The 23,584-nt window shown below is 61.2% G+C and carries 20 protein-coding genes; 11 read left to right on the top strand and 9 right to left on the bottom strand.

Annotated features, from left to right (window positions below):
• Window positions 1-28: 28 nt before the first annotated feature.
• Window positions 29-931 (bottom strand): hypothetical protein, encoded by a 903-nt coding sequence (locus AC1DWA_RS02005; protein ID WP_019745033.1) that lies wholly within the window; start codon window positions 929-931, stop codon window positions 29-31.
• A 151-nt stretch (window positions 932-1,082) separates the two neighbouring features.
• On the bottom strand, window positions 1,083-2,495 hold the full coding sequence (gene sthA / locus AC1DWA_RS02000) for a Si-specific NAD(P)(+) transhydrogenase (RefSeq protein WP_007733953.1): 1,413 nt from the start codon (window positions 2,493-2,495) through the stop codon (window positions 1,083-1,085).
• 471 nt (window positions 2,496-2,966) lie between these two features.
• Here sthA and AC1DWA_RS01995 point away from each other — a divergent pair, with 471 nt between their 5' ends.
• From AC1DWA_RS01995 to AC1DWA_RS01970, 6 genes are all read left to right on the top strand, one after another.
• A complete protein-coding gene (locus AC1DWA_RS01995) occupies window positions 2,967-4,481 on the top strand; it encodes a condensation domain-containing protein (RefSeq protein ID WP_477846812.1) in 1,515 nt (504 codons plus the stop codon).
• A complete protein-coding gene (locus tag AC1DWA_RS01990; RefSeq protein ID WP_477916452.1) occupies window positions 4,414-5,886 on the top strand; it encodes a condensation domain-containing protein in 1,473 nt (490 codons plus the stop codon). Before AC1DWA_RS01995 ends, AC1DWA_RS01990 begins: the two co-directional genes overlap by 68 nt.
• Window positions 5,886-7,268 carry a condensation domain-containing protein gene (locus AC1DWA_RS01985; protein ID WP_477846810.1) on the top strand — a complete coding sequence of 461 codons (1,383 nt, stop codon included), beginning with the start codon at window positions 5,886-5,888 and terminating at the stop codon, window positions 7,266-7,268. The genes AC1DWA_RS01990 and AC1DWA_RS01985 overlap by 1 nt, the downstream gene beginning before the upstream one ends.
• A 78-nt stretch (window positions 7,269-7,346) precedes the next feature.
• A complete protein-coding gene (locus AC1DWA_RS01980; protein WP_003940568.1) occupies window positions 7,347-7,808 on the top strand; it encodes a MarR family winged helix-turn-helix transcriptional regulator in 462 nt (153 codons plus the stop codon).
• Entirely contained in the window at window positions 7,805-8,233 is a 429-nt protein-coding gene (locus tag AC1DWA_RS01975) for an organic hydroperoxide resistance protein (protein ID WP_003939720.1), read from the top strand. The genes AC1DWA_RS01980 and AC1DWA_RS01975 overlap by 4 nt, the downstream gene beginning before the upstream one ends.
• Window positions 8,230-9,324 carry an NADP-dependent oxidoreductase gene (locus AC1DWA_RS01970; RefSeq protein WP_477916451.1) on the top strand — a complete coding sequence of 365 codons (1,095 nt, stop codon included), beginning with the start codon at window positions 8,230-8,232 and terminating at the stop codon, window positions 9,322-9,324. Before AC1DWA_RS01975 ends, AC1DWA_RS01970 begins: the two co-directional genes overlap by 4 nt.
• Here the strand turns inward: AC1DWA_RS01970 and AC1DWA_RS01965 are convergent.
• The 4 genes from AC1DWA_RS01965 to AC1DWA_RS01950 form a co-directional block, all read right to left on the bottom strand.
• Window positions 9,219-10,094: an oxidoreductase gene (locus AC1DWA_RS01965; RefSeq protein WP_477846808.1), complete on the bottom strand. Its 876-nt coding sequence runs from the start codon at window positions 10,092-10,094 to the stop codon at window positions 9,219-9,221. The genes AC1DWA_RS01970 and AC1DWA_RS01965 overlap by 106 nt on opposite strands.
• Before the next feature lie 51 nt (window positions 10,095-10,145).
• Window positions 10,146-11,102, bottom strand: a complete 957-nt coding sequence (gene yidC / locus AC1DWA_RS01960; RefSeq protein ID WP_477846807.1) for a membrane protein insertase YidC — start codon at window positions 11,100-11,102, stop codon at window positions 10,146-10,148.
• A gap of 113 nt (window positions 11,103-11,215) precedes the next feature.
• Window positions 11,216-11,521 (bottom strand): DUF6412 domain-containing protein, encoded by a 306-nt coding sequence (locus AC1DWA_RS01955; protein WP_029256089.1) that lies wholly within the window; start codon window positions 11,519-11,521, stop codon window positions 11,216-11,218.
• Between the two features lie 34 nt (window positions 11,522-11,555).
• Window positions 11,556-12,452 carry a LysR family transcriptional regulator gene (locus tag AC1DWA_RS01950; protein WP_021332143.1) on the bottom strand — a complete coding sequence of 299 codons (897 nt, stop codon included), beginning with the start codon at window positions 12,450-12,452 and terminating at the stop codon, window positions 11,556-11,558.
• A gap of 203 nt (window positions 12,453-12,655) precedes the next feature.
• Between AC1DWA_RS01950 and AC1DWA_RS01945 the strand changes: the two genes are divergently transcribed.
• Entirely contained in the window at window positions 12,656-14,122 is a 1,467-nt protein-coding gene (locus AC1DWA_RS01945; protein WP_477846806.1) for an MFS transporter, read from the top strand.
• On the opposite strand, the gene AC1DWA_RS01940 is transcribed toward AC1DWA_RS01945, so the two are convergent.
• Window positions 14,061-14,954, bottom strand: coding sequence for an alpha/beta fold hydrolase (locus AC1DWA_RS01940; RefSeq protein WP_477916450.1), 894 nt, complete (start codon window positions 14,952-14,954; stop codon window positions 14,061-14,063). The two genes, AC1DWA_RS01945 and AC1DWA_RS01940, sit on opposite strands and share 62 nt — an antisense overlap.
• 299 nt (window positions 14,955-15,253) lie before the next feature.
• Here AC1DWA_RS01940 and AC1DWA_RS01935 point away from each other — a divergent pair, with 299 nt between their 5' ends.
• Together AC1DWA_RS01935 and AC1DWA_RS01930 are read left to right on the top strand one after the other, a co-directional pair.
• Window positions 15,254-15,793: a C40 family peptidase gene (locus AC1DWA_RS01935; protein WP_021332140.1), complete on the top strand. Its 540-nt coding sequence runs from the start codon at window positions 15,254-15,256 to the stop codon at window positions 15,791-15,793.
• A 190-nt stretch (window positions 15,794-15,983) separates the two neighbouring features.
• Entirely contained in the window at window positions 15,984-16,220 is a 237-nt protein-coding gene (locus tag AC1DWA_RS01930) for a PhlB family protein (protein ID WP_020970572.1), read from the top strand.
• Here the strand turns inward: AC1DWA_RS01930 and AC1DWA_RS01925 are convergent.
• The gene (locus tag AC1DWA_RS01925) at window positions 16,195-18,555 is read right to left on the bottom strand and encodes an ATP-binding protein (protein WP_046379118.1); all 2,361 of its coding nucleotides are present in this window, start codon (window positions 18,553-18,555) and stop codon (window positions 16,195-16,197) included. The two genes, AC1DWA_RS01930 and AC1DWA_RS01925, sit on opposite strands and share 26 nt — an antisense overlap.
• An 88-nt stretch (window positions 18,556-18,643) precedes the next feature.
• Window positions 18,644-20,977, bottom strand: coding sequence for an ATP-binding protein (locus tag AC1DWA_RS01920; protein WP_477846804.1), 2,334 nt, complete (start codon window positions 20,975-20,977; stop codon window positions 18,644-18,646).
• A 197-nt stretch (window positions 20,978-21,174) separates the two neighbouring features.
• Between AC1DWA_RS01920 and AC1DWA_RS01915 the strand changes: the two genes are divergently transcribed.
• Both AC1DWA_RS01915 and AC1DWA_RS01910 read left to right on the top strand, forming a co-directional pair.
• The gene (locus AC1DWA_RS01915) at window positions 21,175-21,900 is read left to right on the top strand and encodes a GntR family transcriptional regulator (protein ID WP_020908886.1); all 726 of its coding nucleotides are present in this window, start codon (window positions 21,175-21,177) and stop codon (window positions 21,898-21,900) included.
• A gap of 107 nt (window positions 21,901-22,007) precedes the next feature.
• Window positions 22,008-23,582: an NCS1 family nucleobase:cation symporter-1 gene (locus AC1DWA_RS01910; protein WP_029256096.1), complete on the top strand. Its 1,575-nt coding sequence runs from the start codon at window positions 22,008-22,010 to the stop codon at window positions 23,580-23,582.
• Window positions 23,583-23,584: the final 2 nt, after the last annotated feature.

Here is a 23,584-nt window from a genome sequence, read left to right as displayed (position 1 = left end):
CAGTTTTCGAAGGGCTGTGGTTTTCGAATCAGACGGTCACTTCTTCGGCAGGTTTCCCCTCGTGGCTCGCCGCGCCGAAGACGGCTACGGCGACGGCGCCCGCGATCGCTCCGACGAATCCGACGATGGCAAGCCATTCCAGGCCCGGTCGCGACGCGTCGCCGAGCACCACGACGCCGACGATTCCCGGAACGACCGTCTCGCCTACAACCAGTGCCGCTGTCGCTCCGTTGACGGATCCCAGTTGCAACGCCACCGTGTGCAGATAGAAACCGCCCAGGCCCGAGACGAGGATTGCCCAGCCGGCCGGATCGCGGAGCATCGTGCCGATTTCGAACGGATCGATTCCGTAGACCACGCGTACGGCAATGGCCAGACAGCCGAACAACACACCCGAGATCAACCCGGCGACAACTGCTGCGCGTGAGCCCAACCATCGGATCAAACCGATACCGATCGACAAGATCAACGCCGAGCCCACCAGGACACCCCAGTGGACGACGTCGTTGGAACTCCCGCCGCCCGCGTGACCGGAAGACAAACCGAGCAGCAGGAGCGATCCGATCACCGCGGCGATCGCGAACCAGTCGCGACGATGCAACTGGATGCCCAGGACCACGGTCCCCAGCACTGCCGTGATGACGAGATTGGCACTGACCACTGTCTGCGACAAGAACAGTGGAATGAGCCGCGCGGAGATGGCACTACCGGCGAATCCGACCGCATCGAGCACGGTGCCCAGGATGAACGACGCCGTCAGCGCGGCGGCGAACGTCGAACGCAAGGTCGGGCCACCCGTCGCCGTCACGTGTCCGGCCTCGCCTCGCTGCTCGGCGGCAGCTGCCGACTTGCGCGCGCCGTACGCCTGCAACACCGACGCCACGCCGTATCCGACGCACGCCACGATCGCGGCAATCAGTCCGATCAGCATCGAAATTCCACACGAAGTTCATGGGCAATGGTCATAGAGATAGACCCTGCCCTATTTTCCCAGGCCTGACATCACCCTCAGGTATTCGAACAAGTGCTACCCGAGAAGTACACCGACCGACCCTGACCGGTACCTGGGGACACCCCGACCCCTAGTGGAATTGCTTGAGAGCCCTGATCTTGTTCATGACGTCGAGTGCCGCCACCTTGTACGCCTCGGACAGTGTCGGATAGTTGAAGACGGCGTCGACAAGGTATTCGACGGTCCCGCCGCACCCCATCACCGCTTGGCCGATATGCACGAGATCCGTTGCACCCGAGCCGAAGATATGAACGCCGAGCAGTTTCAGGTCATCCGTCGACACCAGGATCTTGAGCATCCCGTAGGTGTCGCCTGCGATCTGCCCGCGCGCGAGTTCACGGTATCGGGAAACCCCGACCTCGTACGGCACCGATTCCTTGGTCAGATCGACCTCGGTGGCGCCTACGTACGACACCTCGGGAATCGAGTAGATGCCGATCGGCTGCAGATCCATCAGCTTCGCGCCTGGTTCGTCGAAGGCGTGGTAGGCCGCGAGTCGACCTTGATCCATCGACGTCGCCGCCAACGCCGGGAAGCCGATGACGTCACCGACGGCGTAGATGTGTTCGACCTTGGTGCGGAAATTGTCGTCGACGTAGATGCGGCCACGTTCGTCGGCTTCGAGCCCGGCGTTCTCCAGCGCGAGTGGCGCTGTGAGGCCTTGCCGTCCCGCCGAGTACATCACGGTCTCGGCGGGAATCTGCTTGCCGCTGCGCAGCGTCGTAAGTGTTCCGTTCGCCCCGACGTCGACGGCCGTCACTTCTTCACCGAATCGGAAAGTGACCGCCAGATCGCGTAAATGGAACCGAAGCGATTCGATGACCTCGGGGTCACAGAAGTCCAGCATCGACGTTCTCTTCTCGACGACGGTGACCTTGGTGCCGAGTGCCGCGAACATCGACGCGTACTCGATACCGATCACTCCCGCGCCCACCACGACCATGGTGGTCGGGATGGAGGTCAGATCGAGGATTCCGTCGGAGTCGAGCACCCGGTGACTGTCGAAGGACACCCCCGCCGGGCGGGCAGGCAACGTTCCGGTCGCGATCACAACGAATTTCGCCGTGATCGTCATCTTGTCTCCGCGCGAGGCGTCCTCGACGAGGATGGTGTGCTCGTCGACGAACGAGCCGACCCCTACCAGCAATTCGACGCGGTTACGCAGGAGCTGAGATCGCACGACTTCGATTTCTTTGGTGATGACATGCTGGGTTCGCGCCAGCAGGTCGGCCGGAGTGATGTTCTCCTTGACGCGGTAACTTGCGCCGTACAGTTCGCGTTGGTTCATCCCGGTGAGGTAGAGAACCGCCTCGCGCAACGTCTTCGACGGAATGGTGCCGGTGTTGACGCACACTCCCCCGAGCATGTTGCCCTTCTCGACCATCGCTACCCGTTTACCCAGCTTGGCCGCCGCGATGGCGGCCTTCTGCCCACCCGGGCCGGAGCCGATCACAACCAGGTCGTATTCCATCGGATCAGTCATCGCTTACAAATACCGTCTGCATACGACCGGCAGATGCCGAGCATGTCAATACTCGGTGAACAATCCGCGCGCCGAACGGGCACGACGGCTGTACACGAACCCTGTTGCAATTAAAAGAGATACAGTCAAACACTTACGAAAATTGCTACACACGAACATATTCCGACATTCGCATGCGCACATTCTTCGCCGTCCGACGGAGTTCACAACGGTCTGTTGAAATTTGTTTCACCCCAGAGTGATTGATCGATCAACTGACAGGTGACCAGGGCAGTAAACCGGATGTCCAGTATTCGAATTGTCCGAAATAACGAGCAGAATGTTCCTCGTCACATCCCGGACCGAAGCAGTTGCGCGGAGCCTCAGGTCGCGTTCTACTTGCCTTGACTAATCATCTGTCACTCTCGGTTACAAACATCCGCCCCGTTCACGATCCCCACCTTTCGCCATCTCGAGAGATCAGGTTTCCCAATGGAATTCACGGAACTTGCCGACTATCCCCTACCTCCTGGGACCGTCACCGAGTGGACTCCTGCCGCAGTGAATCCGCCCGAACTGTGGCCTGTCGACCAGCGTCCCGCCAGCTACATACACGAAGCACACTTGAAACATGCCGAGCAGGCGAAACGGCAGGCGCACCATCACAACGACGGATGCACTCCGTCGTGGCTGGGCACCTCGTTTCGCATCCACGACCGACTCGACCGAAGGATCTGGGCGGCCACTCTCGATCACTGGATCGATCGCCACGAAGTGCTCCGAACACGAGTCGCCATGGAGGGCGAAGCGATAGTCCGACGCACCGCGGGTCCCGGGGACGTCCGAATTCTGGGTAACGAAGTCGGACATCTTGCGTCCTCGATGTCCGTCTTCACGCATCTGCAGCAACTGCTCGACCGGTCGACCGATCCACTTGTGTGGCCTGCGTACCAGTTCGCGACGATTGAAGGTCCCAACCATTTCACCGTGGTCTTTGCCGCTGATCATGCTCTGCTGGACGGATATTCGGTGGCGTTGACCGCGCACGAACTGCAGACGATCTACCGTTCGTCGAGCGAGGGAAGCCCTCCCTCGCCGCCGGAGACCGGAAGCTACATCGACTTCGGCACCAGGGAACGAGATCTCGTGGGACACGCGGACTGCTCTCACCCGGCGGTGCAGACGTGGCGCGAGTTCTACGCGCAGGGCGAGGCTCCGCTCTTTCCAGCGCTGCCCGAACCGGTCGCCGGACGCCGAGTCCCTCAGCAGAGCCTGTCCGCCTGGCTTCTGAGCGCCCGGGGAGCCGAACGCCTGGCAGAAGCGAGCAAGCGCAGCAACCAAGGATTCCTGGCCGCGATACTCGCGTGCGCGGCCAAGGTGACCGGCGATCTCACCGGTGCAGACGAATTCCGCGTCGTGGTGCCGCAACACACCCGTTCGGAGCTTCGATGGGCCGCGTCGCTGGGATGGTTCATCGGTGTTGTGCCGGTGAGGATTCCGATTACCCCCGCAGCAACCGTGAGCGATCTGGCCAAGGTTGCCGGCACGGAGATGCGACGCGTCCGCCCCGCAGCGGCCCTGCCGTACTCGAAAGTGTGCGAGCTGATCGACTCCCCGCAGCACCTGCCGTTCGTGCTCTCGTACATGGACGTTCGTCACGTTCCTGGTGCCGAGCAATGGACGAGCTGGCAGACCAGAGGCCTTCGTAGTCGCGATCATTCGGGAACCGACGTCTACATCTGGCTCACACGGACTCCCGAAGGGCTCAATCTGGCCATACGCCACCCAGGCAACGCGCGCACAAGCCGCCACATCCATCAGTTCGCGGGACTCCTACGCCGCGAAATGGAGGACTTTGCCTTCTCGACCGACACATGCTCACCTCCGACCAACACCGCTGTACCGATCAATACCGCTGCACCGATCGAGGAGAACTCTCATGGAAATGACACCCATCGATCTCTGGGCACCGAAAGCCGGGACGCTCACCGAGTTCAGGCCTACTGAGCAGTCCCTGACGGCAGCATCTCGAGCACCACTGAGCGACCAACCTCTCTCGTTCCTCCAAGAGGGACACATTCGTAYCGCCGATCACAAGCGCGCACAAGGCGTCGACTGGTCACCGTGGATCGGATTCACGTTCACTCTGCCCGGTGATCTCGATCGGGAGGCACTGCGTCGGGCTGTCCAGGCGTTTGTCTTGCGGCACAACACACTTCACAGTTGGTTCGAGGTGAGACCATCCGAAGATCCTGGCGGCAGCGGGGTCATCGACCGTCATGTGGTGGATGAATCGACGATCGAACTCGCGCCGCACAGCGTCGGTTCCCTGAACACGACCGATGCGGTTCGCGAGCATGTCAGCCGAAGTTTCGCAGGCGATACCAGCCCACTGCAATGGCCTTCGTTCACCAGTGGCGCCGTCGAGCACGGCACCGGCGCCGGTTTCACCATCTACTACGGCGTCGATCACTCGCACACCGACGGCCTGTCGCTGATGCTGGGCGTCGAAGAACTTCGTGCGCTGTACATCGCCGAAAGCGCCGGCATCGACGCTCAACTTCCCTCTCCCGGTAGCTACGTCGAGTACAGCGGCGAAGAACAGGCAGCGGCGAAGAACCTCGACCTAGCCGCAGAACCTGTGCAGCAATGGATTTCGATTCTCGCCGCCAACGCCGGACAACTCCCGACGTTCCCCCTCGACCTCGGCGTCGCGCAGGGCGAACAGACCCGGTCGACCCGCACACATATCGACGTTCTCGACAGCGACGAGTCAGCCGCGTTCGCAGCGCTGTGCAAGTCCAATGGCGTCGGATTCTCCACGGGGATCTTCGCAGCCCTCGCCCTCACCGAGATCGAAGTTGCTGACAGAGCGAACTACTTCGCGCTCAACGCAGTCGGTACTCGTTCCGATCCGAGATACCTGTTTTCTCAAGGCTGGTTCATCAATCTCGTCCCGGTCTCGTTCACGCTGAGTGGTGTCACCACCTTCACCGATGCACTCCCCCTTGCTCACGCTGCTCGCGCAGCCGTGAAGGGACTCGCGGACGTGTCCATTCACTCGGTGATCGCCCAGGCGTCGAAGTTGACCGGATCCGACATCGGCGGAACCTCGGTCCCGCCGATGGTGTCGTACATCGACATGCGCCTGATTCCAGGTGCCGAGCACCACGACGAACTCGAAGCGCGCGCACTTGGTGGGCCAGGAACGACGGGTGATCTGTCGATGTGGATCAACCGGAAGGAAGACCGTACGTACGTGATGGTCAGTTTCCCCGATACCGAGCAAGCGCACACATCGGTGGATCGGTACCTTCGACACCTCCGCAACGTCCTGAGAACGGTCGCCGATACCGGCGACTACCGTGTCGTTCGTCAGGTGGATGCACGTCAGGAAGTGGAGACCGCCTGATGCACATCACCTTTCTCGACAGGTTCGAGGCACGGCCGGGCCGCATCCTGCAGTGGACGCCGAGCGAAATCTCCACCGGATCGACGTATCCGGTTCCTCCGACCTCGAATCAGCAGCTGCATCTTGCCGGGAGCCGCGGCGATACGACTTGGCTCGCCGCCACTTTCGACGTTCCCGGCCCGATCGACACGGACGCACTCCGGGCCAGCTTCGAGGAATGGACGTCCCGTCACGACGCCCTGTCGTGCTCGTTCTCCCAGGCCGAAGAAGCGGATGAATCCTCGGCGCTGTTCGTCGACGTCGCCGATGTCGTCGATCTGCGCCTCCGTGAGGAAACAGTGGCGGACGCGCGAACGCCGGAACAGGTGCGAAAACTCTTGGGCGAGCGCTTGGATCGATGGTGCAATCCTTTTGCGTTTCCCGCCTACTTTCTCGGGGCCATCACCCGCGAGGACCAGTCGACAGTGATCTGCGGATTCGACCATGCCATCTGCGACGGCTGGTCCATGAGCATCGCAATTACCGAGATCAGCACTCTGTATCGTGAATACACGCGGGCGGAACGTAATCCGATCGCGTCGGATCTCTTGCCCGAGCCCGGGAGTTTCCTCAACTACTGCTTCCGTGAATCGGCAACCGCGGATCCAGAGCCCGGCGACCACCGCATTGCGGGGTGGCGGTCCTTCCTTCGAGCTTGCGGGGGTGACACTCCCCATTTTCCCGTAGATCTGGGGCTGCCCGCCGGGACCATGTCGCCCCAGGGCACAGACACCCGAATGCTCCTCGACGCCGACGAAGCAGAGCTGTTCGACCAGAACTGCGCCGATCATCGACACTCGTCGTTCGGTGCGATTCTTGCGTCGATCGGTTTGGCCACAACACAATTGACCGAAAAGCGAGACACACGCCTTCTATTCCCTGTTCACACGCGTCGGGAACCGCGGCACAACCACACCTTCGGCTGGCTGGTGGCCAATGCACCCATGACCGTGACGAGCATGGATGATCTTCACAGCACTGCTCGGGCAGTCAATCTCGCTTTCCACGAGGCACTTTCACTGTCGTCCGTGTCGTCGAGACAAGTGTTGAGGAGCTTGGGACCCGAGGTTTCGCCCACTCGCCGAGACATCTTCTCGGTGTCCTACGCCGACTACCGGACCATGCCCGGTGGATCTCGCCCCCGCGAATCACGGCCCGGCGACTCACAACCTGCGCCGATCAATCCGCAGCAACTCAGTCGCGTGTCGAGCGCCGACGACGTTCAGTTCTGGTTCTCACGCACCCACGACGGGCTGGCAGTGCGCACCCGATTTCCAGCACCCGCGGCCCAGGCAGTGTTCGCCTTCCTCGGGTGCGTATCCGAGATTCTGTCGACGCCGTAACCAGACGGCTGTGCATCCGCAGATCTATTTGACACTTCTTTGTTGTGCACAACTTAACTGTGCGCTACAGTTGCTCTCGTGACCAACCCACTCGCTCTCGAACGCCAGGTCTGCTTCGCCCTCTATTCGGCGTCGCGGGCCACTACGGCCGCGTACCGGGCAATGCTCGACGACCTGGGAATCACGTATCCCCAGTACCTCGTCCTGTTGACACTCTGGGAACGAGACGGCCGGGGCGTGCGTGAGATCTGTGAGGCACTCGATCTCGATACCGGAACTCTGTCGCCGCTGCTCAAGAGGCTGGAGGGTCTGGGATTCATCGAGCGCCGCCGCCTCACCACGGACGAGCGTCGCGTCGAGATTCACCTGACCGAGGCGGGTTCCACCTTGCGCAGCAAGGCCGAGGACATCCCGGCCAAGCTCGCAGGCGCCACTGGTCTGAGTAACGACGAACTCACCGAACTCCGAGACGTTCTCACTCGTCTCGGTGAGTCACTTCAAGCATCCAACGCCCACTCCGACGGAAAGAAGAAGTCATGAACATCGTCTACACCGCAGAAGCACTTGCCACCGGCGAAGGCCGCAACGGTCACGCTCGCACTTCGGACGGACGCCTCGATCTCGGCCTCGCCATTCCCAAGGAAATGGGTGGCAGCGGCGAAGGCACCAACCCCGAGCAACTCTTTGCCGCCGGATACGCAGCATGCTTCCACTCCGCTCTGCAGATGGTCGCCCGCGCCGAGAAGGCCAACGTGGCTGATTCCGCAGTCGGTGCGCGGGTCGGCATCGGCCCCAACGGCGCAGGAGGCTTCGGACTTGCTGTGACGCTGGAGGTTTCACTCCCCCATCTGCCCCATGATCAGGCCGTCGAGTTGACGGAGAAGGCGCACCAGGTGTGCCCGTACTCCAATGCAACTCGCGGCAACATCGAGGTCACCCTCGAAGTAAGTAAGGACGACGAATGAGCACCACCACTGTCAGCCGGGAAATCCGTCTCGCTTCACGCCCGAACGGTTGGCCAACCTCGGAGAACTTCGCCACCGCCGAAGTAGAACTCCCCGAACTCGAAGACGGCCAGATCCTGGTCCGCAACATCGCCATCTCCGTCGACCCGTACATGCGCGGCCGAATGAACGACGTGAAGTCCTACCTTCCGCCGTTCCAGGTCGGTGCGCCGCTCGACGGTGGTGCTGTCGGCGAGGTCGTCGAATCCAAGTCGGCTGATCGCGCTGTGGGCGACGTTGTCGTCCACGGCCTCGGATGGCGTKAATACGCCATCCTCGACGGATCCGCAGTGACTCCGGCCGACACGTCCATCGCGCCGGCGACGGCCTACCTGGGTGCCCTCGGCATGACTGGCCTCACCGCGTATGCCGGCCTCACCGCGGTTGCGGAGTTCAAGGAAGGCGATACCGTATTCGTCTCCGGCGCAGCCGGTGCCGTCGGATCGCTCGTCGGTCAGATCGCCAAGTTGCTTGGAGCGAAGCGAGTAATCGGCAGCGCCGGTTCACCGGCGAAGGTTGCCCGACTTCTCGAACTCGGATTCGATGCGGCATTCGACTACCACGACGGCCCGATCACCGAACTGCTCGCCGCTGCCGCCCCTGAGGGCATCGACGTGTACTTCGACAACGTCGGTGGCGAGCATCTCGAAGCCGCCATCGATGCCATGAACCAGGGTGGCCGGATTGCCTTGTGCGGAGCCATCGCTCAGTACAACACCACCGAGAAGCCCACCGCTCCCCACAACCTGGCACTGGTGATCGGCAAGCAGCTCACACTGCGCGGATTCCTCGTGGGCGGCTACCGTCACCTCGGTGGCGAATTCCGCACCCACATGGCAGGGTGGCTCGCCGACAACAAGATTCAGTGGGACGAGACCATCGTCGAAGGCCTGGAGAATGCACCGCAGGCTTTCATCGACCTGATGCGGCCACCTTCATATCTGAATCAGATCCCGAACGAGACTCCGGTCAACTTCTCCGACAGCGTCCACAAGCCCGAGGCTGTCTTCGAATCGTGTGACTTCTTGTTCGACCCCACGACCTTCGGATAACCTCGCTGCTCGAACGGACCGTCCGGTCCGATGTAACTGCCACCGAAGGCATCCGGTGCGGTTGCCGCCCACAGTTCGGGAAGGGCACCCATCTCCGCAGACTGCGCGAAGATCGAATTGCCGATTCCCATCAGCTTGTCCTGGATCGACTCGGTGTGCCCCTGCAGGTTCGTCGACGCGTATCCCGGATGCGAAGCGAGCGCTTTGAGCGAAGAACCCGAGGCCGCAAGCCTGCGTTGAAGTTCGTACGTGAACAACAAATTGGCAAGCTTGGACTGCCCGTAGGCCAACCAGCGGTTGTACTTCCGACGCTCGAAATTGAGATCGTCCAAATCGACAGTTCCGAGCTGATGCAGGGCACTGGACATCGTCACGACACGGTCGGTGAGCTTGTCCTTCAGCAATCCGGTCAACGCGAAGTGCCCGAGATGGTTTGTGCCGATCTGCATTTCGAATCCGTCGACAGTCCGGTGGAACGGAACCGCCATCACGCCGGCGTTGTTCACCAGGACGTCGACCTTCTCCGTTGCGTCGGCAAAGGCTCGTACCGACGACAGATCCGAGAGGTCCAATTTGCGGACAACCGCGTTGGGTCCGATCTCGGCGGCTACGGCGTCGGCCTTCGTGGTGTCACGACAGGCGAGGACGACGTCGGCCCCGGCTTTGCCAAGCGCCCGTGCGACTACCTCACCCAGCCCGCTGTTCGCCCCCGTGACGACAAATGTGCGGCCGGTCTGATCGACTACGTCTTCTGCGGTCCATTTGGTCATGCATTCCAGCGTACGTGCCTTACCCGCCGGTAGGGAGGGGTCGCTTTTCTGTCATCGCTTGCGTTTGGCGCGGATCGGCTTTGCACCCGGCAGCGGCGGTGCTGCAGCCACCCTGGGCGACTGGGGCGCAGTCACTCCGGGTGTCGGCGACGATTCAGCTTCCTTCTGCTCCGCCGCGATCCGGCCGTAGACCAAATGCTGTTGTCCCAGCGTCCAGCAGTTGTTACTCACGAAATACAGCAGGATCGCCACGGGCGCGAAAGCACCGAAAGCGATCACACCCACCGGAAACACCCACAATGCGAGCTTGTTCATGATCGCTGTTTGAGGGTTGACGGTTCCGGTGACCACTTGGCGCGCGATGGACGCCCGCGACGTGAAATGTGTAGCGACGGCGGCGAAGATCATCAGCGGTACGGCAACCAGAATGATGGAGATACGGCTGACGTCGCCGAACGCTTCCAGTTGCGCTGCCGGACTCGAAATCATGGCGGACAACGGCGCGCCGAACAGTTTGGCGTCGAGAAACGACTGCACGTCCGAGGCACTGAAGAAGTAGTTGGCCGTATTCGCGTTGTCCGCCACCGACATCGGTTCGGTCGGGCTCAGAAACGGGACGTGCGATGCCGCTCCAGTCCGATTGAACGATCGCAGGACGTGATAAAGGCCGATGAACACCGGTGCCTGAACGAGCATCGGCAGACAGCCGAGCAACGGACTGTAGTTGTGTTCCTTCTGCAGCTTGGCCATCTCGACAGTGAGTTTCTGCCGGTCACCCGAATACTTCTTCTGCAACGCCTTGATCTGAGGTTGCAGCTTCTGCATCACCAGTTGGGTGCGGACCTGCTTGACGAAGGGTTTGAACAGCAAAGCCTTGAGCGTGAAGACCAGAAATACGACCGACAACGCCCATACGACGCCGTTGTCGGGTGATCCGGAGATCAGTGAAAAGACCTTGTGCCAGAACCAGAGGATTCCGGACACGGGGTAGTAGACAAAATCGAGCATGACGAATGAACCTCACCGAGAGGCACGCTCACAGGAGATGAGAGCGCGGGAATGGTCGTGGACGCAAGACGTCTGACCGACCTACGACGAGTTCACTCCCGCCGACGGCCGATCTACAGACCGATTCCCGGAGCTCGAGGCTGTGGACGGCCGGGCGCGTCCGGGCTGCTCTGCCTGCGGAAAGCGCCACGCAGGCAGCGTTCGTCATCAGAGGGGCCAGTGGCCGAAACCGCGCACAGCTGCAGAAGTTCGTACTTCGACGACGTTGCGAGGGCTGCGACCACGAAGACGGCAATCGCAGTTCCCAGCACCGCGGCGCTACCCGACGATCCAAGCGGAGGCACGGCGAGAAGAGCGATGAACGGCAGCAGAAGCAGCAACAGTGACCGTGTCACCGTTCCCGTGCTCCGCTGTTGCATGACTGCGAGAGTACAGAACATCTGCCGAATCCAGCTAGACGCTTGCCTCACGTACTTGTTCGCGCAGCCATTTGTGTGCTGGATCGTGGTCCAGCCGACCGTGCCACTGTTGGTGGATGGTGACGGCCGGTAGTTCGGTCGGCACCGCAAACCAGGCGACATCGAGGCGAGCGGCAAAGTATCGGGCAAGCCTTTCCGGCACCAGTGCAACGAGATCGCTGTCGGCCGCCATGAGCGCCGCCGCAACGGGCGAGGCAACCACCGCGATCACCCGCCGGCGCATTCCGACTGCGGACAACGCGTCGTCGATCGGTCCGTGTGTCCGGCCACGTCTGGATGTCGAGACATGTGGATGCTCACACAACTGCGCGAGTGTCGGCTGAGCCGTGCGGGCCAACGGCGACGACTTCGATACCAAGCCCACATGACCCTCTCGGTAGAGAATCTCACTGCACACATCAGAGGACGGCAACGGATCAGCGCCGATATCGAGATCGATCGAACCGTTCCGCAGCGAGTCGACGTCCTCGTTTCCCTCTCCGACACAACGGATTACAGCGTTCGGCGCTTCCGCCGCGAAACGCCTGACCAGAGCCGGGGTGAGGCTGGCCGCCGTGCCCTCGTTGATTCGGATCACGAAAGTCCGCTCGAGCTCTGCTGGTTCGAAGTTCTTGCGGTCGATCAACAGGCCTTGCGCCCCTTCCAGGAGCGATCGGACCTGAGGTGCTGCACGCAACGCAAAGGGCGTCGGTACCAACCCACGCCCGGCACGAACAAAGATCGGGTCACCCATCGCACGCCGGAGACGCCCCAAAGCCCTACTGGTWGCCGGTATCGACAAGTTCAATCGCTCGGCCGCGCCGGTGACACTGCCCTCCGCTACCAGAGCGTCGAACACTCTCAAAAGATTGAGGTCCATATCCATCGCCATAGTTGCACCATACGCAACTATCTACTGCAATCTTTGCAGTAGACGCACGTTACCGAGATCCCTACTGTCGTTTCAGTAGCCGAATTGGCTGTCGATCAACAACTCCCGCAATAGAACAAATTTCCGCAAAGAGGTGCGTCTTGTCCACATATACTTCGATACCGACGGAGGGTCGGGCGAACTCGGACGCGCGACAAGGATTGGTGCTCGCAACGTTGTGCGCGGTCACCGTCCTCGTTATTGCGTTCGTCGCGGCCATCAACCTGGCAGTTCCGCTCCTGACGTCCGGTTCTCTGCATCCTTCCTCGACGCAGCTTCTATGGATCGTCGATTCCTACGTCACGGTCTTCGCCTGTCTGGTGATCCCCTGCGGGGCACTCGGTGATCGCTTCGGACGCAAAGGGGTGCTGACCATCGGGTTGATCCTCTTCGCAGCAGGCGCCGCCGTGTCCGCGAGTTCCCCCACAGTGGCGGTGATGCTGATCGGCCGCTGCGTCACCGGAGTCGGAGCCGCCTGTGTTCTGTCGAACAGCCTCGCAATCCTCATGCACGCGACTCCCCCACAGAAGCGTCCTCGCGCAATTGCCATTTGGGCATCGTCGACCGGATTCGGCGGCGTGGCAGGGAATGTCGGTGGTGGCGCGCTTCTGCAGACCGGGTCCTGGCGCTGGTTGTTCGTCGCCGTCGTACCCATCGCGTTGGCAGGTGCTGCCGCAGTCGCCAACCTTGCTCCTCGCACCCCTCGAAATCACCGCGGTCTCGACCCCGTCGGAACCGTCTTGCTGACGGCGGCGACGTTCGGGTTGCTGGTCGGCGTCATCGAAGGACCCGAAAGTGGTTGGGGCAGTACTACGGTGATCACAGCGTTCGTCGCGTCGGCGTCGCTTTATGCGGCATGGATCATCGTCGAACTCCGCGTCGAGCAACCCTTGCTGGATCCGCGGTTGTTCCGCCTTCCTCTGCTTCGCGCGGGATGCCTGGGAATGACCGTCGCGTTCTTCGGTCTGTTCGCACTGTTCTACGTCAACGCATCATTTCTGCAGTACGCCAAGGGATTCAGCGTTCTCACCACCGGCCTGGCGGTGATACCGCTGACCATTCCACTGCTGTTCGGTGCTCGCTTCGTGCCGCTGATCTCGGCTCGTCTGGGTTCCACCATCACCGTGGCGGCAGCATTCGCGTTCATCGGGGTCGGCATGTTCGGGCTGTCGACCAGCACAGCCCACACTCCCTATATCGCCTACGCGTTGTGGCTCGTCGTCATCGGCATCGGCGCGGCAGCCGCGCTCCCCGTATTGACTCACGACATCGCGGACTCGCTGCCCCTCGAACAGGCAGGCGTCGGTTCCGGACTGCAGGCGACGGCACGAGAATTCGGCAGCGCCTTGGGCGTCGCCGTCATCGGCACCATCTTGACCAGCCGTTTCATCAGCGCATTGCCCGACTCGATGCGCAATGGAGACGGCGCCGCGCCGCGCACGGTCGCAGACGGACTCGAGATGGCCGACACTCCCCTCGCTCACGACGCCGTCCTGAGTGCCTTCACCACCGGCGCGGACAGCGCCGTGCGCGTCATCGCGGTCATCACCCTGATCGCCGGCTGCCTGGTCACTGCGCAATCCGCGTGGTCGAACAGAACGCGAACGAAGGAGACAGAACAGGCGCACTGACAGCGCGTCCGTCCAGTGATTCCGTCAGCACCTGGCCGAACAATTCCGCATCGTCGATAAGCCAATTGTGATTGCCCGGAACCTCGCGAACCTCGGGATCACCCAAGGCGGCGCAGACAGCATGAAAACTCGTTCGCGGAATCACATGATCATCAGCTCCCCACAACACGACAACAGGCATCGCGCGGACTGCGATCTCTTCGAGTGCATCGATGAGATCCGCAGTCCGCGCGAGGTTGCCCGTTTGCCACACTCCACGGGCGTTGCGAAGCGCGTTGAACGCGAACTCGTCGAGTCGAAACTGCGGGATTCTGCGAGCGTGTACCGACTCGGCAGCCTCGACCATCGCCGACCCACACCAGTTCCACCACGGACGTTCACGAATCGGGCGCTCCTGACCACCAGCACTCGACCACACGCCACCACCAACCGAGTTCACCAGAACCAAGCGCGAGACTCGCGTGGGGAAGTCCCGCGCCACTGCTGTCGCTACACCGCCGCCGAACGAATGCCCGACGACGGTCACCGGACCGGTAACTCCGGCCGCGTCGAGAAACCGCGTCACCCACGCCGCATAACCTTCGAAGTTGCGATCGGCTCGGTCTAGTTCAACCGTACCGCCAAGTCCCGGAAGCGCAGGCGCAATCACCCTGGATCCCCGGTGAACGACGGCAGCAAGCGCAGATCCATAGGCGCGAGGGGACAACCCCCAACCGTGCAGAAACAGCACTGTCTCGCCGTGCCCACCGACGCCGAAGTCGACAGGTCGAGAATCGACCACGGCGGTGCGCCACTCGATGAATGCATCGGTTCGACTTGCGGAGACAATCATGATCAAATCCCAGTTCAGGTGAGGTTTTTCTCCGGGTGAAGTATCGAACTCGATGTTGCCGCGCACGCACCGGCGCGGCGACGACCGTAGTACCTGCATCGGTACCTACTTCTTTCTTCTGCCACTTCGCGAGACGTCACGATTGCCGACACGCCACTCGAAAACAGGTATGCATCCCGTCCAACTGACCGGCGCGAACACGTCGAGGCGAAACCAGGCTGTGTGTCACAAGCCGAAGCCCGATCACGCCCAGCCGGATACCTGCTTCGGGACGCACCGACGCGAAGGCAACACGAGAAATGTCGCACCACCGATTCACCAGCCCCAGCACGACGAAGAACGCACTCGGAAGGGCGCTTGTCATCGGCGCGCTTTCACTGACAACCCTTGCCGTCAGTATCGACACCGCGAACGCTCAGGCCCCCTTGCTTCCCGACTGGAACACCGCCGGAGTTTCCGTCGTCACGAATCCGGCGAAAGTGTCAGCTTTCGCTTCCTCGGATGGAGGCCGCGCATTGGCAGCCGCAGAGTCCAAGATCGGCGCACCGTATGTCTGGGGCGCGACCGGACCGGACTCGTTCGACTGCTCCGGCCTCGTTCAATGGGCCTATGCACAAGCGGGCGTTTCAATTCCGCGAACTACCTACGACCAGGCGGTCGGCGGAGCTCCGATTTCCCGGGACGATCTCCAGCCAGGTGACGTAGTCCTGTACTACGGCGGGGAACATGTGGGGATCTATGCCGGAGGCGGTGAGGTCCTTCACGCCCCGACGTCCGGGGAGTCGGTCAAACGCGCACCCGTGGACTCGATGCCATACTATCTCGCCCGGCGCTACTGACATGTATCACGTCAACTTGACAAAAAGTCTTGTATCGCAACGATATTCGGGCCGTTCATCACGATCCGAATGCTTGACACTCCCCCAATGCGCGGAATGTGATGCCATCCTCTCCCCCGCGAGCGCGGTCTGCACCAGGTGTCGCGGAGCGCGGTTGGACGTAACGCGGTGTTGCGGAGACGGCACTGTCGTGTCCTGGCGAACGGTTCACGGCGACCCCACGACCGTTCTCGCCATCGTCGAATTGGACGAGGGGCCGTGGCTGTACACGTTGCTCACGGAATCCCCGCGCGCGGATGCGTCCGGACCGCTGCGAGTATTGTTTCAACGGCGAGAACTAGGTAAGCGGTACCCGGTGTTCTGCCTGTGCGGCGACGATCGGGGAGAACTGCAATCGGACTTCAGCTCCGATCTGCTGAACCATTGACCTCGCGCGAGTCACGCTCCTGCGCAGTCGATACCACCCACGCCGCGATCTGCGCTCTGGAGGTGAAACCCAATTTCGTCAGCACGTGCTCCACGTGCCCCTGTGCTGTCCGCGGCGAAATGACGAGATGCTCTGCGACAGCGCGATTGGTCAGGCCCTGCGCAACCAGTTCCGCAACCTGCAGTTCACGACGAGTAAGTCGAATCGCCTCGGTCGACGATGTTTCCGGGACTCTGTGATGCTCGTCGAGCGCGTACGCGACAGCTTCACCCTCGGTCATCACAATTCCCCGGTGAAACTGCTTGTCGAAAGCACCCTTACCCAATGCCTTTTGAGCATCGTTTGCCGCCTTGTCATGGTGGGGTGACAAGATCGGAAGCCCCGCGAGCCGACTCCCGACCTTCTGCCAGTACATCGCCGCAGCGCCGAGTAGAACCGCCGATTGCTTCCAATCACGTTGCGCTGCAGCAATCCACGCCAACTGTTCGATACACCACGCCGAGTTCATTGAAGCGGCCGTGGCCCGCAGACTTCGCGCCAAATGGTCACGTGCGCGCTCGAGGTCACCTCGAAACCAGTCCACAAGCCCTAGATTGCTAAGCGCCGACGCCTGATACATCACTTCGTGCGGCGGTCCGGTGATGGCAAGGGACTCGTCGAAACACTCCACCGATCGCTCCAGCGCGCCGGTAAAGATGCAAGCGAGCCCGAGGGTAATCAAGCCGGCCACTTTGTGCTCTAGATTCTCAGCTGATTGGAAAAGCGATACGGCAGCCTCCAACTTCCTGGCGGCAGTGTCGAATTCGCCGTTGAACGTGTCGACATATCCGTCCGCCCATCCAGCCAAGCCTCGAGAGCGTACATCTCCCACGACCTCGGCAAGGCGCCAACTCTCCTCTACCTGTCCGCGCGCCCGGACGAGGTCACCCTGCATCCCATGCGCTACGGCGTCGATACACAGAATTTCCACGCGATAAGTGTCCGGCTCCCCATCGGAAGCTCTCAGGGTTCGATCCGCCCAGTGCCGCGCCGAAGCGATCCGACCGCCGAGAACCCAGAATCGGTACAGCGCCGCGACCATTCGCGTCGCTGATCGCGTCTGACCCGGCGTCGAGATCGAAAACTCCAGCGCGTCGTAGACGTTGTGCAGTTCACGACCCAGCCTTGCGATCCACGCAGCTTGCTGGTCGCTGATCCACTCGGCTTCCGCACGAACGACCAGCGCTTCGAACCAATCACGGTGGCGCCATCGAAGTTCCACGTAGTCGTTCGAGAACTCGGCCTTCTCTCGTCCGTACTCCCGGAGTAGATCGAGAAGGTGGTATCTGACTGAGCCGTCGATCTCCTCACGAATGAGGATGGACTTCTCGACCAGCGCAGTGACGAGATCGAGCACTTCCGTCGAACTCGAATCCTGCCCGCAAACACCCTCGGCAGCATCGAGATCGAACCCACCCGAGAACACCGACAGCCTCGCCCACAACCGTTGTTCACGCGGTGAGCACAAGTCGTAACTCCAATCGATCGACAATCGCAGGGTCTGCTGACGACTGGGAACATCACGCCCACCGGAAGTCAAAAGGCTGTAACGATCAGAAAGCCGATACATGATCTGCTCCGCCGACATAGATCGCAGCCGAGCAGCAGCCAACTCGATCGGCAACGGCAATCCGTCCAGATCGTGGCAGATACGGGCAACGGCATTCCGGTTCCCTTCGGTCAACACGAAACCCGGCACCACAGTCGCAGCTCTTTCTGCGAACAACAAAACAGACTCGTACCGAGCCAGCCCATCGAAAGCGCGCGGCCCCCGCAGTTCCGGCGTAGTGAGAGAAGGAACCCGCATCACCACCTCACCGCCCACACCCAGAGACTCTCGCGACGTCGCCAGAATCTTCACGCCAGCACACCGACGCAAGATCGCCCCGGCAAGCCGGGCAACCGAATCCACCAGGTGTTCACAGTTGTCGAACACCAACAGCAGACTCCGATCGGCGCAAAATTCGATCAAAGCGCGCAGCGGATCAGACGACGAAACCGGCCGCACCCCCAAAGTCACGGCGACATAATCCGCGAGCAGATCCGGATCCGACAACTCCCCCAACTCCACCAACCAGGTACCGTCGCTGAACACCCGCTGCAGCGCACCCGCAAGCCGAATCGCGAGACGTGTCTTGCCCACGCCCCCGACGCCGGTCAGCGTCAACAAACGGGACGACTCGAACAATCTTCTGGCATCGGCCAACTCACGCCGCCGACCGACAAAACTCGTCAACTCCAACGGCAAGTTACCGACAACCCGATGATCGGCTTCTGCACGCACAGCGGATGCCATCGACCGACTCGCTTTCTGCGATTCCACTCCAAAACCAACGCTACCCCCGCGAACTGCACCCGAGAAGCGCTCACCACTGCCCGCGATCTCAGCCTCGGGAGTCGGTCTCCTGCTCGGTCGACACGAACCACGCCGCGATCTGCGCTCTGGAGGTGAAACCCAATTTGGTCAGCACATGCTCCACATGACCCTGAGCCGTACGAAGCGAGATCACGAGATGTTCCGCGATAGCGCGATTGGTCAGGCCCCGCGCAACGAGTTCCGCAACTTGCTGCTCACGACGAGTCAGGTGAGGTGCCTCAGTTGACGATGAACCCGGAACACTGCGACGCTCGTCGAGCGCATACGCGACAGCTTCACTCTCGGACATCACAAATCCGTTGCGAAACGACTTGTCGAAAGCACTCTTACCCATAGCCCTACGAGCAGTCTCTGCCGCAGTGTCGTGATGCGGCGACAAACCCGGCAGGCCCGCCAGCCGACCCCCGACCTTCTGCCAATACATGGCTGCCGCGCCGAGCAGAACCGCGGAATTCTTCCAATCACGTTGCGCTGCAGCAATCCACGCCAGTGGTTCGATACACCACGCCGAGTTCATCGGGGCATCGAGAATTCTCAGACTCCGCGTCAAATAATCACGTGCGTCATCTAATTCACCTCGGAGCCAGCCCACCAGCCCGAGGGTTCCCAACGCAAAAGCCTGGAACATCACTTCGTTGGCGGGCACGGTGATCGCGAGAGTCTCTTCGTTGCACTCCACCGAGCGATCGAGGGCCCCGGAAAGAAAGTACGCAATCCCCAGGGTGTCCAGGCCGATCACCACATGCAGCAGATTTTCGTCCAATCGAAACAGCGTCAACGCGGATTCCAACTTGCCCGTTGCGGTATCGAAGTTGCCTCTGAAGGTATCGACGTATCCGTCACCCCATGCCGCCAGACCGCGTGAGCGTACGTCCGCCAAGGCATTCGCCAGGAGCCAACTCTCGTCGACCAGCGCTTGTGCCCGTTCGAGTTCCCCCTGCATCGCGTGATTCACAGCGTCGATGGCCAAGACATCAACGCGGAACGGGTCGAGCTCCCGATCCTCTGTATTCAGAGCTCGATCCGTCCAATACCGTGCCTGCACAAGCAATCCACCAGAAAGCCAGAATCTGTACAACGCACCGACCATTCGCGTTGCAGATCGCGCCTCCCCGGCAGTGGAAATCGAAAACTCCAGCGCGTCGTAGACGTTGTGCTGTTCACGACCCAGCCGTGCGATCCACGCTGCTTGCCGGTCACTGATCCACTCGGCTTCCGCACGAGCAACCAGCGCTTCGAACCAATCACGTTGGCGCCGTCGAAGTTCCACGTAGTCGTTCGAGAACTCGGCCTTCTCTCGTCCGTACTCCCGCAGGAGGTCGAGCAGGTGATAGCGAACGGTGCCGTCGATCTCCTCACGAATGAGGATGGATTTCTCGACCAACGCAGTGACGAGATCGAGCACTTCCGTCGAACTCGATTCCTGCCCGCACACTCCCTCGGCTGCGTCAAGCTCGAACCCGCCGGAAAACACGGTCAGCCGACCCCACAGCTGCTGCTCCGGAGGCGAGCACAAGTCGTAACTCCAATCGATCGACAATCGGAGAGTCTGCTGACGACTCGGTACGTCGCGTCCACCAGAAGTCAAAAGGCGGTAACGATCCGAGAGCCGATCCATGATCTGCTCCGCCGACATACCGCGCAGGCGAGCGGCCGCCAACTCGATCGGAAGCGGGAGTCCATCCAGGTCGTGACAGATATGAGCAACGGCGCGCTTGTTCTCCTCAGTGAGGGTGAAACCGGGGACGACTGAAGCCGCACGCTCGGTGAACAACGACACGGATTCGTACTGGGCAAGTCCCTCGAATTCGCGCGGCTGTTGCTGCGGCGTGGTGAGCGAGGGAACGCGCATCGTCACCTCACCGCCCATTCCCAGCGATTCTCTGCTCGTCGCCAAGATCTTGACACCGGCACATCGCCGTAGGATCGCACCGGCAAACAGAGCGACGGCATCGACCAGATGTTCGCAGTTGTCGAGTACCAACAGCAGACTGCGATCGGAGCAGTAGTCGATCACAGTGTGCAGCGGGTCCGACGAGGACACCGGCCGCACCCCCAAAATCACGGCGACGTAATCCTCGAGGAGTTCTGGATCCGTCTGCTCCCCCAACTCCACCAACCACGCGCCGTCTCGGAACACCCGCTGGAGCGCGCTCGCAAGCCGGATCGCGAGCCGCGTCTTGCCGACACCTCCGATACCGGTGAGCGTCAATAAACGGGACGACTCGAACAATCTTCTGGCTTCGGCCAACTCACGCCGTCGGCCGACAAAACTCGTCAGCTCCAAGGGCAAGTTGCCGACAACTCGCTGGTCGGCTTCTGATCGCACAACGGATGCCATCGACCGACTCGCTTTCTGCCAACCACTACAAATCAACGCTACCCCCGCGTTCGTCGCCCTGAGCAGCGCTCACTTGTGCTTCGTCATCGCAGTCGAAATGTCGGCCCCTCACAGATGCGATTCACGACGGCCATGCCGGTGTCACGCGCCCGAAACAACGGATTTCTACCCTGGCAGCGACGAGAAGGGAGACCGACATGCCACCGCGCCGTAGATCGGTACTACTGACGCAACTGGTAATCGATGCTCCCGGCAGTCCACAACAAACGATCCTCGACGAACTGCGCCGAGTGATTCTGTCGGGTTCGGCGCCTCCGGGTACCCCGATCCCTCTCGGCGACGTGGCTGATGTGTTCGGGGTCAGCCGAATACCAGTGCGGGAATCGCTGAAGACCCTGGTCGGAGAGTCGTTGGTCGACCACCGCCACCAATTCGGCTACACCGTTGCTCAGTTGACGCCGGCAGAACTGCGCGAGATGTACATCGTCCGCGAAACTCTCGAATCAGCTGCATTGGCCGTCGCCGTCGAGCAGGCCACCGAAGAGGATCACGAACACGCCGTCGAGGTGAATTCCCGTCTGGAGATCGCGTTGCGCTACGACGACTCTCAGTCCTATCACTGTGAGAGCCGAAACTTTCACCTCGCACTGACCCGACCGTCGCAAATGCTTCGACTTCTGCACATGTTCGAAGCTGCCTGGAACATCACCGAACCGGTACAGCCGATGGTCCATGTTGCCGGCGTCGATCGCCAGGTTCTGCACTCCGATCACACCGCGATGCTGGACGCATTCCTGCGTCGGGACGCAGCCGCTCTTCTGAGTGCTTCCGAAATCCATCATCGCCGACTCAACACCGTGATCGCGACTCTGCCGACAGACACCGGCCTACTGGCCGAGAAAGATATACCGATTGCGCAATAGCTGTGCAACACAGCGTCGATACCTTTCTCTCAACACAGTTTTCATCACTGACGCTGAGAGCTCGTGCACTGTCCGCTGATTTCCTGCACTGATGCACAGGAGCTGTCATGACCGACATTCTTCCGTCCCGAACGACCACTACCCCAACTCCCCCAAAGGAAACCGGCTCGGCCGACCTCGTAGAAGCCGCGGGCCACCCGGTCGGCGGCGGACTGATCAAACCGGGCTACGACCCTCGTTTGACCAACGAGGATCTGGCGCCGCTTCGCAAGCAGACCTGGTCGTCGTACAACATCTTCGCCTTCTGGATGTCCGACGTACACAGCGTCGGCGGATATGTCACTGCCGGTAGTCTTTTCGCACTGGGATTGGCCAGCTGGCAAGTACTCGTCGCCCTGCTGGTCGGTATCACGATCGTTTACTTCTTCTGCAATCTCGTCGCCAAGCCCAGCCAAGTTACCGGCGTACCGTATCCGGTGATCTGCCGCAGCGTGTTCGGTGTCCTCGGCGCGAACATCCCGGCAATCATTCGTGGCCTGATTGCCGTGGCCTGGTACGGGATTCAAACCTTCCTCGCTTCGGCAGCCCTCGATGTCGTACTGATCAAACTCTTTCCGTCACTCGCACCGTATGCCGTCGTCGAAGACTACGGATTCGCCGGACTCTCCGCACTGGGCTGGGGAAGTTTCATGCTCCTGTGGGCACTTCAGGCCTGCGTCTTCTGGCGAGGCATGGAATCGATCCGCCGCTTCATCGACTTCTGCGGGCCGGCTGTGTACGTCGTGATGTTCATGCTGTGCGGGTACCTCATCTACCAGGCAGGCTGGAGCGCTGTCGATCTCACACTCGGCGACGTCAAATACTCCGGTTTCGACGCCGTGCCGGTCATGCTCGGTGCGATCGCTCTGGTTGTCTCGTACTTCTCCGGACCGATGCTCAACTTCGGTGACTTCTCCCGCTACGGGAAGTCGTTCGCTGCAGTCAAGAAGGGCAACTTCCTCGGTTTGCCGTTGAACTTCCTCGTATTCTCGGTGTTGGTCGTCGTCACGGCGTCGTTGACACTGCCGGTGTACGGCGAACTGATCACCGATCCCGTCGCAACAGTGGCACGAATCGACAGCACCTTCGCCATCGTCCTCGGCGCACTCACCTTCACCATCGCCACGATCGGCATCAACATCGTGGCCAACTTCATTTCCCCGGCCTTCGACTTCTCCAACGTGAGCCCGCAGAAGATCAGCTGGCGCGCCGGCGGGATGATCGCGGCGATCGGCTCGATCCTCATCACCCCGTGGAACCTCTACAACAATCCCGACGTCATCCACTACACGCTCGAAACCCTCGGAGCCTTCATCGGTCCGCTGTTCGGAATCCTGATTGCCGACTACTACCTCGTGCGCAAGCAGAAGGTGATCGTCGACGAACTGTTCAGCATGTCGCCGACCGGAACCTACTGGTACAGCAAGGGATACAATCCTGCTGCAGTGATCGCCACCGTGGTGGGAGCCGTCGTCGCGATGGTCCCGGTCCTGGGCAAGGACCTCACCGGGATGTACACCGCAGCGCAGTACAGCTGGTTCATCGGTTGCGGGCTCGGATTTGCCGTCTACTACCTACTCGCCACGCGCACTTCCCTGGCTGTCCGGAATGCTTCTTCTCCCGACACTGTGACGGTCGACTGATC

This window comes from Rhodococcus sp. P4_F3_2 (assembly GCF_056401335.1).
The sequence above is the reverse complement of the archived record's forward strand: the minus strand, read 5'-3'. Positions and strand labels throughout refer to the sequence as shown.

Bases quoted from the DNA above. Each gene is read 5' to 3' on its own strand.
- AC1DWA_RS02005 (WP_019745033.1), bottom strand. From the start codon at position 931: ATGCTGATCGGACTGATTGCCGCGATCGTGGCGTGCGTCGGATACGGC.
- sthA (WP_007733953.1), bottom strand. From the start codon at position 2,495: ATGACTGATCCGATGGAATACGACCTGGTTGTGATCGGCTCCGGCCCG.
- AC1DWA_RS01995 (WP_477846812.1), top strand. From the start codon at position 2,967: ATGGAATTCACGGAACTTGCCGACTATCCCCTACCTCCTGGGACCGTC.
- AC1DWA_RS01985 (WP_477846810.1), top strand. From the start codon at position 5,886: ATGCACATCACCTTTCTCGACAGGTTCGAGGCACGGCCGGGCCGCATC.
- AC1DWA_RS01975 (WP_003939720.1), top strand. From the start codon at position 7,805: ATGAACATCGTCTACACCGCAGAAGCACTTGCCACCGGCGAAGGCCGC.
- AC1DWA_RS01965 (WP_477846808.1), bottom strand. From the start codon at position 10,094: ATGACCAAATGGACCGCAGAAGACGTAGTCGATCAGACCGGCCGCACA.
- yidC (WP_477846807.1), bottom strand. From the start codon at position 11,102: ATGCTCGATTTTGTCTACTACCCCGTGTCCGGAATCCTCTGGTTCTGG.
- AC1DWA_RS01955 (WP_029256089.1), bottom strand. From the start codon at position 11,521: ATGCAACAGCGGAGCACGGGAACGGTGACACGGTCACTGTTGCTGCTT.
- AC1DWA_RS01940 (WP_477916450.1), bottom strand. From the start codon at position 14,954: ATGATTGTCTCCGCAAGTCGAACCGATGCATTCATCGAGTGGCGCACC.
- AC1DWA_RS01935 (WP_021332140.1), top strand. From the start codon at position 15,254: ATGTCGCACCACCGATTCACCAGCCCCAGCACGACGAAGAACGCACTC.
- AC1DWA_RS01925 (WP_046379118.1), bottom strand. From the start codon at position 18,555: ATGGCATCCGCTGTGCGTGCAGAAGCCGATCATCGGGTTGTCGGTAAC.
- AC1DWA_RS01920 (WP_477846804.1), bottom strand. From the start codon at position 20,977: ATGGCATCCGTTGTGCGATCAGAAGCCGACCAGCGAGTTGTCGGCAAC.
- AC1DWA_RS01915 (WP_020908886.1), top strand. From the start codon at position 21,175: ATGCCACCGCGCCGTAGATCGGTACTACTGACGCAACTGGTAATCGAT.
- AC1DWA_RS01910 (WP_029256096.1), top strand. From the start codon at position 22,008: ATGACCGACATTCTTCCGTCCCGAACGACCACTACCCCAACTCCCCCA.